The sequence below is a fragment of the Nonomuraea antimicrobica genome (genome assembly GCF_039536965.1).
GTDB classification, from domain to species: Bacteria; Actinomycetota; Actinomycetes; order Streptosporangiales; family Streptosporangiaceae; genus Nonomuraea; species Nonomuraea antimicrobica.
Window position 1 is genome coordinate 59,290 of the sequence record NZ_BAAAZP010000074.1, and the last position, 13,725, is coordinate 73,014.

Annotated in this window: 13 protein-coding genes; 7 read left to right on the forward strand and 6 right to left on the reverse strand. The window is 67.6% G+C overall.

All coding sequences use genetic code 11. The features are described 5' to 3' along the window. Positions 1 to 6 precede the first annotated feature (6 nt). From gyrB to dnaA, 6 genes are all read right to left on the reverse strand, one after another. Complete coding sequence (gene gyrB / locus ABD844_RS18610) at positions 7 to 1,950, reverse strand: DNA topoisomerase (ATP-hydrolyzing) subunit B (protein ID WP_344878828.1); 1,944 nt, start codon at positions 1,948 to 1,950, stop codon at positions 7 to 9. Between the two features lie 303 nt (positions 1,951 to 2,253). Beyond that, on the reverse strand, positions 2,254 to 2,838 hold the full coding sequence (locus tag ABD844_RS18615; RefSeq protein WP_344878832.1) for a DciA family protein: 585 nt from the start codon (positions 2,836 to 2,838) through the stop codon (positions 2,254 to 2,256). Next, positions 2,828 to 4,072, reverse strand: coding sequence for a DNA replication/repair protein RecF (gene recF / locus ABD844_RS18620; protein WP_344878835.1), 1,245 nt, complete (start codon positions 4,070 to 4,072; stop codon positions 2,828 to 2,830). Before recF ends, ABD844_RS18615 begins: the two co-directional genes overlap by 11 nt. Before the next feature lie 101 nt (positions 4,073 to 4,173). Beyond that, positions 4,174 to 5,118, reverse strand: coding sequence for a phosphogluconate dehydrogenase (NAD(+)-dependent, decarboxylating) (gene gnd, locus ABD844_RS18625; RefSeq protein WP_344878838.1), 945 nt, complete (start codon positions 5,116 to 5,118; stop codon positions 4,174 to 4,176). Positions 5,119 to 5,167: 49 nt separating this feature from the next. Beyond that, on the reverse strand, positions 5,168 to 6,307 hold the full coding sequence (gene dnaN, locus ABD844_RS18630) for a DNA polymerase III subunit beta (protein ID WP_344878841.1): 1,140 nt from the start codon (positions 6,305 to 6,307) through the stop codon (positions 5,168 to 5,170). 542 nt (positions 6,308 to 6,849) lie between these two features. Continuing rightward, positions 6,850 to 8,430, reverse strand: coding sequence for a chromosomal replication initiator protein DnaA (dnaA, locus tag ABD844_RS18635; protein WP_344878844.1), 1,581 nt, complete (start codon positions 8,428 to 8,430; stop codon positions 6,850 to 6,852). A gap of 445 nt (positions 8,431 to 8,875) precedes the next feature. On the opposite strand from dnaA, the gene rpmH reads away from it, so the two are divergent. The 7 genes from rpmH (at position 8,876) to ABD844_RS18670 (ending at position 13,313) form a co-directional block, all read left to right on the forward strand. Further along, entirely contained in the window at positions 8,876 to 9,013 is a 138-nt protein-coding gene (gene rpmH / locus ABD844_RS18640; protein WP_043614899.1) for a 50S ribosomal protein L34, read from the forward strand. 80 nt (positions 9,014 to 9,093) lie between these two features. Then, positions 9,094 to 9,435, forward strand: coding sequence for a ribonuclease P protein component (gene rnpA / locus ABD844_RS18645; RefSeq protein ID WP_425568606.1), 342 nt, complete (start codon positions 9,094 to 9,096; stop codon positions 9,433 to 9,435). Then, positions 9,432 to 9,713 carry a membrane protein insertion efficiency factor YidD gene (yidD, locus tag ABD844_RS18650; RefSeq protein ID WP_344878850.1) on the forward strand — a complete coding sequence of 94 codons (282 nt, stop codon included), beginning with the start codon at positions 9,432 to 9,434 and terminating at the stop codon, positions 9,711 to 9,713. The genes rnpA and yidD overlap by 4 nt, the downstream gene beginning before the upstream one ends. 4 nt (positions 9,714 to 9,717) lie before the next feature. Further along, positions 9,718 to 10,668 carry a membrane protein insertase YidC gene (yidC, locus tag ABD844_RS18655; RefSeq protein ID WP_344878852.1) on the forward strand — a complete coding sequence of 317 codons (951 nt, stop codon included), beginning with the start codon at positions 9,718 to 9,720 and terminating at the stop codon, positions 10,666 to 10,668. A 20-nt stretch (positions 10,669 to 10,688) separates the two neighbouring features. Further along, positions 10,689 to 11,177 (forward strand): Jag family protein, encoded by a 489-nt coding sequence (locus tag ABD844_RS18660; protein WP_344878855.1) that lies wholly within the window; start codon positions 10,689 to 10,691, stop codon positions 11,175 to 11,177. A 391-nt stretch (positions 11,178 to 11,568) separates the two neighbouring features. After that, on the forward strand, positions 11,569 to 12,240 hold the full coding sequence (rsmG, locus tag ABD844_RS18665; RefSeq protein ID WP_344878858.1) for a 16S rRNA (guanine(527)-N(7))-methyltransferase RsmG: 672 nt from the start codon (positions 11,569 to 11,571) through the stop codon (positions 12,238 to 12,240). Between the two features lie 137 nt (positions 12,241 to 12,377). Further along, entirely contained in the window at positions 12,378 to 13,313 is a 936-nt protein-coding gene (locus ABD844_RS18670; RefSeq protein WP_344879370.1) for a ParA family protein, read from the forward strand. Positions 13,314 to 13,725: the final 412 nt, after the last annotated feature.

Below are 13,725 nucleotides of genomic sequence, written 5' to 3' on the forward strand. Positions count from 1 at the left end.
TGCTGGCTAAACGTCGAGGAAGCGCACGTCGCGCGCGTTGCGGATGATGAAGTCGCGCCGCGCCTCCACGTCTTCCCCCATCAGCACGCTGAACAGGTCGTCGGCCTGCGCCGCGTCGTCGAGCGTGACCAGGCGCAGCAGCCGGGTCTCCGGGTTCATCGTGGTCTCCCAGAGCTGGCTCGCGTTCATCTCGCCCAGCCCCTTGAAGCGCTGTACGTTGTCGCGCGGCCGCGGGTCGGGCTTGCCGTTGGCGATGCCCTCGGCGATGACCGCGTCGCGCTCGGCGTCGGAGTAGGCGTAGGAGGCGTCCTCGCCCTTGCGGTCCCACTTGATCTTGTAGAGCGGCGGGCACGACAGGTAGACGTGACCGGCCTCGATCAACGGCCGCATGAACCGGAACAGCAGCGTCAGCAGCAGCGTGTTGATGTGCTGGCCGTCCACGTCGGCGTCGGCCATGAGGATGACCTTGTGGTAGCGCAGCTTGGTGATGTCGAACTCGTCGTGCACGCCGGTGCCCAGGGCCGTGATCAGCGCCTGGACCTCGTTGTTCTTGAGGACCTTGTCGATCCGCGCCTTCTCGACGTTGAGGATCTTGCCGCGGATGGGCAGGATCGCCTGGAAACGCGAGTCGCGGCCGCCCTTGGCCGAGCCGCCGGCCGAGTCACCCTCGACGATGAACAGCTCGCACCTCTCCGGGTCGTTCCACTGGCAGTCGGCCAGCTTGCCCGGCAGCCCGCTGCCCGCCTCCAGCAGCGACTTCCGCCTGGTCAGATCGCGCGCCTGGCGGGCGGCGATGCGGGCGCGGGAGGCCTGCAGGGACTTGTTGATGATGTCCTTGGCCTCGCCCGGGTTGCGCTCGAACCAGTCGCGCAGGTGGTCGTTGCAGGCCTTCTGGACGAACGACTTGGCCTCGGTGTTGCCCAGCTTGGTCTTGGTCTGGCCCTCGAACTGCGGGTCGGACAGCTTCACCGAGATGATCGCGGTCAAGCCCTCGCGAACGTCTTCACCGGAGAGGTTGTCGTCTTTACCCTCTTTGAGGAACTTCTGCTCGCGCGCGTAGCGGTTGACGATCGACGTCAGCGCCGCGCGGAAGCCCTCCTCGTGGGTGCCGCCCTCCGCCGTGTTGATGGTGTTGGCGAAGGTGTAGACCGACTCCGAGTAGGAGTTGTTCCACTGCATGGCGATCTCGACCGCGATGCCGTCGCCCTCCTCCTCGAAGGCGATGATCGACGCGTGCGCCGGCTCCTTCTTGGAGTTGAGGTGCTGGACGAAGTCGGCCAGGCCGCCCGCGTAGCTGTAGACGACCTGGCGCGGCTCGCCGTTGACGTGGTCGGGGCGCTCGTCGGTGAGCGTGATCGTCAGGCCCTTGTTGAGGAAGGCCATCTCCTGGAAGCGGCGCGAGAGCGTCTCGAAGTTCCAGGTGGTGGTCTCGAAGACCTCCGCGTCCGGCCAGAACGTGACCGTGGTGCCGGTCTCGTCGGTCGGCTCGCCCTTGGCCAGGGGCGCCGTGGGCTTGGACATCTCGTAGCGCTGGCGCCAGTAGAAGCCGTTCTGCTTGACCTCGACCTCCAGGGCGGTCGACAGCGCGTTGACGACGGCCGAGCCGACGCCGTGCAGGCCGCCGGAGACCGCGTAGGACTGGCTGTCGAACTTGCCGCCCGCGTGGAGCGTGGTCAGCACGACCTCCACGGCCGAGCGCTTCTCCACCGGGTGGATGCCCGTGGGGATGCCGCGACCGTTGTCGATGACGCGCACGCCGTTGTCGGCCAAGATCGTGACGTCGATCCAGCTGGCATGGCCGGCCAGGGCCTCGTCGACCGCGTTGTCCACGATCTCCTGGACGAGGTGGTGCAGGCCGCGCTCACCGGTCGAGCCGATATACATACCCGGGCGCTTGCGAACCGCCTCAAGCCCTTCGAGTACGGTGATTGAGCTAGCGTCGTAGGACAACTGCGAAATCCTCCTGCCGCGGACACGCGGCGGGGGAGGCCATCATTCGCGAAAGCTGCCCCTGCCGTGCCCGTCACCGTCGTGAGTGCCCCGATGCGCGGTCACCCAGGGGAGTCGGCTTGCTGCCGGGGTGACACGCAAGCGGACGTGTCCGGAATCCTTTTTCATTCTACCGCCTCCGGAGGGCCAAGGTGGCAATGAACGCGCCTGTGATGCCCTCTAGCTCGTTTTGCCCCCTGTCAAGCATCCCCCCTCCGGAAAGGGGGCTTATCGCGTCTGCGGCTGTCTGATCGCTCCCGGCGCCTAACCGTAGGTGTCGCCCGGGCCCCGGCTTCCGGTCACCCGCAAACCCCCCGTCGGACGGGGCCCGCCCTGCGGCCCCTTGACCTTCACCTTCGTCACGCTGCCGTCGCCCAGCTCCTCGTTGAGCCTGCGTACGAGGGTGCGCGCGAGTAGCCTGACCTGCGTCGCCCACGCCGTGGAGTCGGCCGCGATCAGCACCTCACCGTCGTCGAACGACTCGGGCCTGGTGTGCGCGGCCAGGTCAGGACCCACGATCTCGGGCCAGCGGCCGAACACCGCGCCGACGGCCGCGGGACGCTCCCAGCCTCGATCGGCGAGCAGGTCGGCGATGGCTCGTCCGAAAAGCTGTGGATCGCCGTTCTCCCGGCGCGGCCCCTTCGCCTTGCGCCGGGGCTCGCGGCGGGGGAGCTGGCCGCGCTTGGCCGCGTCGGCCTTGGCCTGGGCGAGCTTCTCCCTGGCCATCGCCACGCCCCTGGCGGTCGCGTTTTCTCCGCCTCGGGTCAGCCTCGGGTCGTCCCCAGCCTGTGGACGAGCACCGGACGCCTTCGGGGCGCCGTCGCCAGGACTTGGGTCGTCAACGGACACGGCCCACGCTCCCCTCCGCGACGTCGTATCTGCCTCCCACCAGCTCGCGCGGCACGTCGTCGGGCACGGCCGCCGTGATGAGCACCTGCTCGGCCGGCGCCACGATCTCGGCCAGCCGCCGCCTGCGCTGGCTGTCGAGCTCGGCGAACACGTCGTCGAGGATCAGCACCGGATCGCCGCCGTCGGCCCGCAGCAGGTCGTAGGCCGCCAGCCGCAGCGCCAGCGCGAACGACCACGACTCGCCGTGGCTGGCGTATCCGCGGGCCGGCAGGTCGCCGAGGCCGAGGACCAGGTCGTCGCGGTGCGGGCCGACGAGGGTGACCCCGCGTTCGAGCTCGGACGAGCGGACCTCCACTAGCCGCTCCCGCAGACGTTCTTCAAGGGTTTTCCCCAAGTCTGTGGATAACGTCTGTGTATCGAAAGATCCCCGCTCACCGGGGACTTCGCCCTCGGGAAGACCCTCCTCCTGGTCCTCGCCTGTGGACAACGTGCTGCGGTAGGCGAGCGTCGCAGGAGCGCTCGACGGGGCGAGCGCGGCGTAGGCCCCGGACACCAGCGGCCGCAGCGCCTCGATGAGCTCCAGCCGCGCCCGCAGCAGCTCGGCCCCGTGCCTGGCGAGGTGGGAGTCCCACACCTCCAGCGTGCTCAGCACGTCGCCCGCGCCCGCCGCGGCGAACCCGCTGTCGCCCTCCTGCCGCCGAGGGCTCCTGCTGCCCCTGCGGGCCTGTGCGGCCGTGCGCAGCAGTGCGCTGCGCTGCTTCAGCACCCGGTCGTAGTCGGCTCTGACGCCGGCGAACCTCGGAGCCCTGGCCACCAGCAGGTCGTCGAGGAAGCGGCGGCGCTCGGACGGGTCGCCCTTGGCCAGCGCGAGGTCTTCCGGCGCGAACAGCACCGTGCGCAGCAGGCCGACGACGTCACGCGCCCTGGACACGGGGGAGCGGTTGAGCCGGGCGCGGTTGGCCCGCCCCGGGTTGATCTCCAGCTCGACCAGCGCCCGGCGCTCGTCCCTGTGGACGGCGCAGCGCACGATCGCCCTCGTGGCCCCCTGCCGCACCAGCGGCGCGTCGCTCGCGACCCGGTGGCTGGAGTGCGTCGCGACGTAGCCGAGGGCCTCGACCAGGTTGGTCTTGCCCTGGCCGTTGGGACCCACGAACGCCGTGACACCCGGCTCCAGGCCGAGCTCCACGGAGGCGTAGGACCGGAAGTCGATCAGCGAGAGGTGGGCGACATGCACCCCACGAAGGTTAGTGGGCCTCGCGGGTCACCGGGGTCACCGGCATGCGTTCTTGTGGAAAACCCTGCGTCTGTGGATAACCCTGGCCCGCGCCCGCCGACTCAGCGAGCGGCCTCGCGCGGCGGCGTCACGTCGGCGCCGGGGGAGTCGGCGCCCCTGCCGGTGCTGCCCTCCGTCGAGCTGATGGCGTGGCCGCCGAACTGGTTGCGCAGCGCCGCCACGACCTTCATCGCGGGGGAGTCGTCCTGGCGTGAGGCGAACCTGGCGTAGAGCGCGGCGGTGATGACCGGCAGCGGGACCGCGTGGTCGACGGCGGCCTGCACGGTCCACCGGCCCTCGCCGGAGTCTTGCGCGTAGCCGCGGAGCTGATCGAGGTGCTCGTCGTCGTCGAGCGCCCGCACCAGCAGGTCGAGCAGCCAGGAGCGGATCACGGTGCCGTGGCGCCAGCTACTGAAGGAGCCCTTGACGTCTTTGACGACGTCGGACGCCTCGAGCAGCTCCCAGCCCTCCGCGAACGCCTGCATCATGCCGTATTCGATGCCGTTGTGGACCATCTTCGCGAAGTGCCCGGCACCGACGTCGCCCGCGTGGACGAAGCCGTCCTCGCCCTGGGGCTTGAGGGTGTCGAAGATCGGCATGACCCGGTCGACGTCGGCCTTGTCGCCGCCGCACATGAGCGCGTAGCCGTTCTGCAGGCCCCAGACGCCGCCACTCACGCCGCAGTCGACGAACCCGATGCGCTTGCCCGCCAGCTCGGCGGCGTGCTTCTGGTCGTCCACATAGTGTGAGTTTCCGCCGTCGATGACGATGTCGCCCTCGTCGAGCAGCCCGCCCAGCTCGTCGATGGTGGTCTGGGTGGGCTTGCCGGCCGGGACCATGACCCAGACCACGCGCGGCGCCTCCAGGCGTTCGGCCAGCTCTTTCAGGCTGGCCACGTCGCTGATGGCCGGATCGCGGTCGTAGCCGACGACGTCGTGGCCGCCGCGGCGCAGCCGCTCGGCCATGTTGCCGCCCATCTTGCCCAGCCCCACCATGCCGATCTGCATGACTGTCCTCTACCCCCTCGTCGGACTTCCATCATCCCCGATGACAGGTTCAGCCTGACAAGCGGATGGGCATGATCAGATAACGGTAGTCGGTGGTGGCGGTGTCCTCCACAGGCTTGCCACCCGTGAGGATAGCGGGCTTCGTCGATGTGGTCATCTGCAACCGCGCGATGTCGGAGTCGATGGCCCCCAGGCCCTCCAGGAGGAACTGGTGGTTGAAGGCGATGTTCATCTCCTCGCCCTCGTAGTCGACCGGGAGCGCCTCGACGGCCTGCGCCTCGTCGCCGCTGCCGGCCTCCAGCACGACCTCGCCGCTCTTGAACGCCAGCCGCACCGGGGTGTTGCGCTCGGCGACCAGGGCGACGCGCTTGACCGCCTCCACGAACGTGCCTGTGGACAAGTCGGCGCGGGCGGAGAACTCGGTGGGCAGCAGTGAGCGGTACTTCGGGAACTCGGGGTCGAGCAGGCGCGTCGTCGTACGCCGTCCGGCGCTGGAGAAGCCGATCATGCCCTCCCCGGTGCCGCCGGCCGAGCTGAGCGCGATCTCGACCTCGGCGCCGGTCGCGCCGAGCGCCTTGGCGGTGTCGGCGAGCGTCTTGCCCGGGATCATCGCGATGGCGGCGAAGTCGGGCTGGCCCGGCTGCCACTTCAGCTCGCGTACGGCCAGCCGGTAGCGGTCGGTCGCGGCGAGGGTCACCGTGTCGCCCTCGATCTCCATCCGGACGCCGGTGAGCATCGGCAGCGTGTCGTCGCGGCCCGCGGCGACGGCGACCTGGCCGACGGCCGAGGCGAACACGTCGCTGCCCACCCGGCCCGCGGCCGGGGGCATGGCGGGCAGGGACGGGTAGTCCTCCACAGGCATGGTCAACAGGGTGAACCGGGCGCTGCCGCAGGTGACGACCGCCTTGGCGCCGTCCACCACGAAGTCCACAGGCTGTGCGGGAAGAGCGCGCGTGATCTCGGCGAGCAGCTTGCCTGAGACCAGGACGACTCCCGGCTCGCCGGTGTGGACCTCGAGCGTCACCTCGGCGGAGACCTCGTAGTCGAAACCGGAGAGCTTGAGCCGCTGCTCGTCCGTGACCTCGAGGCGCATGCCGGCGAGTACGGGCACCGACGGTCGCGCCGGGAGGCTGCGTGCCGTCCATGCCACCGCCTCAGCGAGGACGTCTCGCTCGATTCGGAACATCACGGTGATCAGCCTCCTGGGTTCGTCGTTGATTGAAGGATCTCAAGGATCCACCCTCCCGGACTCGCGCTCCGAGAGAACCCCTCTATGGGTCTTTGAGTTTCTTAGTTAGAGATAAGAGGTCATCACACTAGGGGCTGTGGAAACTGTGGACAACCAGTGTCTTGGCTGCTCAGTGGCCTTGTTTTCATCCACTGGGGGTGTGGGCCGAGCCTGGGGAGAACTCATGGTGCCTGGGGACGAAGAATTTTCGCCCACAGGCCGTCCCCAGATCATGGTGCCTTCATCCACGGATGAGGGCGGGTTATCCACGAGGTTTCCACAGGTTGTCCACCGGGTAAAAGGGCCCGTTCTGGAGCCCCAGATCGGTTGTTCACAGTCTGTCCACACGTTGTCCACTGGTAGTCCCCAGGTTCTCCCCAGGATGTCCCCAGCACTGTCCCCAACCGATGTGGATGGATTTTTCCCAGCATTGTGGGGTGAACTGCGGGTGACATTTTGCGTTTTCGCTGGTCCACAGTGTTTTCCACAGGCTGTGTATGACTTCACGACCCGCGCTGTGTCTGCTTGATCCGCATTGTTAGCTCGTTGACCTGGTTGTACATCGACCTGCGCTCCGCGATGAGGGACCGGATCTTGCGCTCGGCGTGCATCACGGTGGTGTGGTCGCGTCCGCCGAACTGCTGGCCGATCTTCGGCAGCGACAGCTCGGTCAGCTCGCGGGCCAGGTACATGGCGATCTGCCGGGCGTTGACGAGCGCCCGGCTGCGTGAGGTGCCGCACAGGTCGTCGATGCTGATGCCGAAGTACTGGGCGGTCTCGCTCATGATCGCCGCGATGGTGATCTCGGTGTCGGACTCGGAGGTGATGAGGTCCTTCAGCACCACCTCGGCGAGCTGCAGGTCGACGCCCTGCCTGTTGAGGCTGGCGAACGCCGTGACCCTGATCAGCGCGCCCTCGAGCTCGCGGATGTTGGTGGAGATGCGGCTGGCGATGTACTCCAGCACCTCGGGTGGCGCGGCCAGGCCCTCCTGGATGGCCTTCTTGCGCAGGATCGCGATCCGGGTCTCCAGCTCGGGCGGCTGGACGTCGGTGATCAGGCCCCACTCGAACCGGTTGCGCAGCCGGTCCTCCAGCGTGATGAGTTGCTTGGGCGCCCGGTCGCTGGAGATGACGATCTGCTTGTTGGCGTTGTGGAGGGTGTTGAAGGTGTGGAAGAACTCCTCCTGCGTCTGCTCCTTGCCCTCCAGGAACTGGATGTCGTCCACGAGCAGGATGTCGATCGCGCGGTAGCGGCCGCGGAAGCCGTCGGCCTTGTGGTCGCGGATGCTGTTGATGAAGTCGTTGGTGAACTCTTCGGAGCTGACGTATCTCACCCGCGCGCCGTCGTACAGGCTTTGGGCGTAATGCCCGATCGCGTGCAGCAGGTGGGTCTTCCCCAGCCCGGAGTCCCCGTAGATGAACAGCGGGTTGTACGCCTTCGCCGGCGACTCGGCCACCGCCACGGCCGCCGCGTGGGCGAACCGGTTGCTGGCTCCGATAACAAATGTCTCGAACGTGTACTTCTGGTTGAGTCTGGCCGGTTCGCTGGGCTTGTTGCTCTTCGCCTCCCACCGGTTCGGCGCGGGCTCCGGCGTCTTTTCCACAGGCGGTGTGTACGACTGCCCCTGTTCATAACCGAAGCCCTGCTGTGGATATTCGGTGGATATCTGAGGCTGCTCCGGCTGTGGAGAGTAGAACTGCGGCGGCTCCGAAGGCTGGTTGTGCTGGGGCTGCGCGGGCAGCGCGTAGCGGAGCTGACTCTCCACACCCTGGGGATAACTTTGAGTCACAGGCTGTTGATGAGAGTCGACGACGGGCGGTTCGGGAGCCGTCGTGTCGATCATCACGGCCAGTCGCATGGTCTGGCCGAGCTCCTGGGAGAGCGCGTGCGCCACCAGCGGGCGCAGCTTGCCCTCGATGAGGTCCTTGAGGAAGTCGTTGGGGACGCCGAGCACGATCGTGTCGTTGGCCCGCGCGATCGGGCGCACCATGGACAGCCAGGTGCGCTGCTGGATCGGCACGCTCTCGTTGAGGAAGTTGCCCAGGGCCCTCGCCCAAACCTGGCTGAGGTCGACACCGGTCATGGTGTGGTCCCTTCCTTCCTCTCGCGGCCCCCCGCGATCGTTCATCCACATGGCGCGACCGCCCACGGTGATCAGCGACCCCTTCGTCCACACGCGGCAGGCGGTCTCTCTGCCCACGCCCTCCACAGGCGATCCACAGGCTGTCCACAGCCCTTGGGCAGGCCCGAAAGGGCCGACAGTATCTATGTGCACAGCCGTGTTCAAGACGTTGTCCACAGCCTAGTGGCACCTGAGTGCACAAACTGTGGACGTGGGACCGGCGGTGGAAAAGTGGCCTGTGGATTAGTGGATAACCGGTCTGATTTGACCTGGACGGCACTTGGCCCGTAACGTACGACGGTCGGCTTGTCACGCGACGGCTATTTCGCGTGCCCTCGCTTTCCTGGCAGGCCAGCCCTGTGTGTTAGGCGCCCTTGTGGCGCACCATCAAGCCTGGAGCCCACCCGTGAGCAAGCGTACTTTCCAGCCGAACAACCGTCGCCGCGCGAAGACCCACGGCTTCCGGCTGCGGATGCGCACCCGGGCCGGTCGCGCCATCCTCGCCGCTCGCCGCCGTAAGGGCCGCGAGAAGCTGTCGGCCTGACCGTCCTTCGCGAGTGCAGCCCGCCGGCAGATCAGGCCGGCGGGCGTTAGACGTATACGGTGCTGTCCCGTCACTCCCGCATGCGACGCGGGGAGCAGTTCGAAGCGGCCGTCAGGCGCGGTAGGCGCGCGGGCCGCCCGACCCTAGTGGTGCATTTCACCATTTCGGGGGAAGAGCCACCTCTGGTGGGTTTCGTGGTGAGCAAGGCGGTTGGTGGCGCCGTGACCCGAAACAAGGTCAAACGACGGCTCCGACACCTGATGCGGGACCGTCTTGACCGGCTGCCGCGAGGTAGCCTGCTTGTGGTACGCGCCAATCCACCGGCCGCGTCCGTGCGATTCGAGCAACTGGCCGCCGAGCTCGATCTCGCGCTGGATCGTTTGCTCAGGCGGCGCGAGTCCTCGACGGGTGGACAAAAATGACGGAGCAGCCGCAAGGGGCGGCGCCGGGCCTAGTCGCCCAGGCGCTGATCATCCCCATTCGGTTCTATCGGGCGTTCATCAGCCCGCTGCTCGGTCCACGCTGCCGGTTCTATCCGTCGTGCAGTGCATACGGGCTCGAAGCGATTGCCGTACATGGCGCATTGCGCGGTACATGGCTGACTGTCCGGCGCATCGGGCGGTGCCACCCATTCCATCCCGGAGGTATAGACCCGGTGCCCCCACGCCCGGTCCGGTCCCACGAAACGCAAGGGAGATAGCTCGGTGGAGCTGTCCTGGCTGAGCTGGCTGTACCAAGCCGTAGCCCAAGTCATCATTTGGATCCATACTGCATACAGCACGGTCCTCAACCCGGACAGCGGGCTGACCTGGGCGTTGACGATCATCACGCTGACCGTGTTCATGCGGATTCTGATCTTCCCTCTCTTCTTGAAGCAGATGCGCTCGTCGCGGAAGATGCAAGAACTCGCCCCCAAGGTCCAAGAGCTGCGCAAGCGCTACAAGAACGACAAGCAGCGCATGAACCAGGAGGTCATGGCGCTCTACCAGGGCGCGGGCGCCAACCCCCTCGGCGGCTGCCTCCCGGTCGTCGCGCAGTTCCCGATCTTCATCTCCATGTTCACGGTGCTCCAGAACATGGCGAACGGGCACGCGAAGTACGGCATGACCAAGGAACTGGTCGACAGCGCCCGGTCCGCGCACATCTTCGGCGCGCCGCTGCCGGCCAACTTCTGGATGTCGTCCGCCGAGATCGCGGGATTCGACGCGGGTGTCGTCCAGACGAAGGTGGTCCTGGCGATCTTCGTGGCGGTCAGCTCGCTGACCACGTTCCTCACCGTCCGGCAGAGCGTCACCCGCTCCATCGCCCAGATGCCGGACAACCCGATGGCGCAGCAGCAGAAGATTCTCATGTACATCTCGCCGCTGTTCGCCTTCTTCAGCCTGAACTTCCCCCTCGGCCTGATCCTTTACTGGGTCACCACCAACGTGTGGACGCTCGCTCAGCAGCACTGGTTCTACAGTCGGCATCCGATGCCGCAGTACGACGCCAAGGGCAACGTGATCCCGATCCAGGCCAAGCCCGGTCTCATTGCCAAGCTCCGCAAGACCACTCCGGAAGAACAGGCCCCTCCGCCGCCTCCGGAGCCTAAGATCATTAGGCAGCAGCCGAGCCGGCAATCCCGCAGCAAGCGCACCGGCAGCAAGAAGTCTTGAACACGAAGGAGAGGCCGGCCATGACCGAGGCCGAGCAGGAGAAGGCTCCTGATCTCAACGCGCTGGAGCAGGAAGGCGAGATCGCTGCCGACTACGTCGAGGGCCTTCTCGACATCGCCGACATCGACGGTGACATCGACATGGACGTCGAGGGCGACCGCGCCATGGTGTCCGTCGTGGGGCTCAAGAGCACCGAGCTGGTGGGCCCCGGGGGAGAGGTCCTGGAGGCGTTGCAGGAGCTGACGCGTCTGGCCGTGCACCGGCAGACGGGGGAGCGCTCGCGGCTGATGCTCGACGTGGCGGGCTACCGCGAGCGGCGCCGGGTCGAGCTGACCAAGCTCGGCACCGAGGTCGCCAACGAGGTCAAGGAGGACGGCGAGCCGAAGTCGCTGCAGCCGATGACCCCGTTCGAACGCAAGATCGTCCACGACGCGGTCGCGGCCGCCGGGCTCCGCAGCGAGTCCGAGGGCGAGGAGCCGCAGCGGTACGTGGTGGTCCTGCCCGCCTGAGTCGGATCCCGTGCTCGGGGTTCGAGGTGCGTTCGTGCCTGTCGATCCGGCCGTCTGCCCCGCCGTTCGTGGCGCGGTGGGCGGCCGTTTCGTATGTGCTGCTTTTTATCCCTGCACTTAAGGCGTACCCCTTCTTATCCCGCTTCTCGGATATGCCCCGACATGTCATGCGAAATATTCACCGACTGCCCCCAACCATGCGCGGACGGCGCGCTCACAGGCCGCCTTTACCCGGGGCCGCTAGTCTTCCCTTGTGATCTCACCCAATAGCCTTGGGTAGAGATCGGACTCGAAACCCAAGACCTGTCGCCGCGAACATCGAACGCCGGGCGACGACTCCGTACCGATACACCGATCAAGGGCCACCAGCCCCAGAAAGGGCCACCGAGCAGTGAGCGATGAGCTTCCGGAGCCTCCGGACATAGCGCGGGACGTCTTCGCCGGGGAGGCTTGGGATCGTGCCAACGCGTTCGCCGAGCTGCTGGCGGGTCCCGGTGTCGTCCGTGGGCTGCTGGGTCCGCGGGAGGTGCCCCGGATCTGGGATCGCCATCTGCTCAACTGCGCGGTGGTGGCCGAGGTGGTGCCGCCCGACGTACGGTTGGTGGACATCGGCTCGGGGGCCGGGCTGCCCGGCCTGGTCCTGGCGATCGTCCGGCCGGACATCACCGTGACGCTGCTGGAGCCGTTGCTGCGCCGTACCGTGTTCCTGGAGGAATGCGTCGACGCGCTCAAGCTCGGCAACGTCGAGGTGCTGCGCGGCCGGGCGGAGGAGCTGGCGGGCAAGCGTGAGTTCGACGTCGCCAGCGCCCGTGCGGTGGCGCCGCTCGACCGCCTCCTGAAATGGGCGATGCCGCTGCTGCGCGAGGGTGGCGAGCTGATCGCCATGAAGGGGGAGCGGGCCGCCGGCGAGCTGGCCGAGGCCGAGGAGCAGTTGCGAGCCAGCGGAGCCCGAACGGCCGAGCTCGTGACCGTCGGGCGCGGTAAAGTCGAGCCGCCTGCAACATTGGTTCGGGTGGTAGCGGGTCGCGCGCCGGAGAGAGCCAGGCGGCGACAAAGGAGGTGACGGTTGTGCCAGTCGCGTCAAGTGGGCTTGGCTGGCCGGACAGCCGTCCGTCCGAGAGTCCAACCGGGGTTGGCTGGCCCGAAATGGGCGTGTCGCGACAGCAAATTCCCGGCACCGGCAGACCACTGGTTGAAAGGATGGCCATCGTGACCCAAACCCCCCTGAACCCCGGTGATTCGCCGTTGGTACGAGAGGCGCTCAGCTCAGTGGTTTCACGTGAAACATCTGCGACCCAGACGGCCGCCCCGACCGGCGAGACCTCCGGTGACGGCGCCGGCGCCTGGCCGCGCCCGCTCAAGACTCGAGTGGTCGCGGTGGCCAACCAGAAGGGTGGCGTGGGCAAGACGACCACTTCGGTCAACATCGCCGCCGCCCTGTCGATGCACGGCCAGCGTGTCCTCGTGGTGGACCTCGACCCGCAGGGCAACGCCTCCACCGCCTTGGCCACGGAGCACCGTGGTGATGTTCCGGACGTGTATCAGGTGCTGGTCGACGATCTTCCGATGGCGGACATCGTCAAGCAGGTGCCCGAGATGCCCAACCTCTATTGCGCCCCGGCGACCATCGATCTGGCGGGGGCTGAGATCGAGCTGGTCTCCTTGGTGGCCAGGGAGGCGCGGCTCCGGCGTGCGCTGGCGGCGTACGAGGGGGTGGACTTCGACTACATCATCATCGACTGCCCGCCCTCGCTCGGCCTGCTGACTGTCAACGCGTTGGTGGCGGCCGACGAGGTGATGATCCCGATCCAGTGCGAGTATTACGCGCTGGAAGGCCTCGGGCAGCTCCTGAGGAACGTGGACCTGATCAAGGCCCACCTGAACCCGACGCTGCGGCTCTCGACCATCGTGCTCACGATGTACGACGGGCGTACCCGGCTCGCCTCGCAGGTGGCGGATGAGGTGCGGTCCCACTTCGGGGACACCGTGCTGGAGACGGTCATCCCGCGCAGCGTCCGGCTGTCGGAGGCGCCCAGTTATGGGCAGTCGGTGATGACGTACGATCCGGGGTCGAGCGGGGCGACGGCGTACTTGGACGCGGCCCGCGAGATAGCCCACCGGGCCACCGTCGCCTGACCGTCGGTCGTTCCCCTGTTGGCGTCGGGCCCGGTGCACGCTCCTGTAGCGGGTCGGCCTGTTGGCGCGCGCCGTAGCTTCCGCATGCCTGGGCTCGTTCGGTGAGGGCGCGCATGGGCGCTTCTCCGGCTCGCTCGGCTCCGGTGGGTGCGCCGGCTTGAGCCGGGGGAGGGTCGGCCGGGCGGAGGGCGGCACGGGGAAGTGGCGAGTTGGGTACGTGCTGCGCGACGACCCAGGGCAGCGTGCGGGCGGTCGTGTTGGCGCGTCGCATTCGACGACGCGTTGTCGGCCGACCACAGTGCCGGGAGTCCGTCGGCGACCGCTCACGTGGAGAGGCGCACGGTCGCTCACGCGGAGGCGTACGGTCGCTCACGCGGAGAGGCGCGCGGTCGACCGCGTTGAGCAGCGTGCG

Excerpts from the sequence above, each read along its gene's own strand:
- gnd (WP_344878838.1), bottom strand. The coding sequence starts at position 5,118 with ATGCAGATCGGCATGGTGGGGCTGGGCAAGATGGGCGGCAACATGGCC.
- dnaA (WP_344878844.1), bottom strand. The coding sequence starts at position 8,430 with ATGACCGGTGTCGACCTCAGCCAGGTTTGGGCGAGGGCCCTGGGCAAC.
- rnpA (WP_425568606.1), top strand. The coding sequence starts at position 9,094 with ATGCGACGCGGGGAGCAGTTCGAAGCGGCCGTCAGGCGCGGTAGGCGC.
- yidD (WP_344878850.1), top strand. The coding sequence starts at position 9,432 with ATGACGGAGCAGCCGCAAGGGGCGGCGCCGGGCCTAGTCGCCCAGGCG.
- ABD844_RS18660 (WP_344878855.1), top strand. The coding sequence starts at position 10,689 with ATGACCGAGGCCGAGCAGGAGAAGGCTCCTGATCTCAACGCGCTGGAG.
- ABD844_RS18670 (WP_344879370.1), top strand. The coding sequence starts at position 12,378 with ATGGCCATCGTGACCCAAACCCCCCTGAACCCCGGTGATTCGCCGTTG.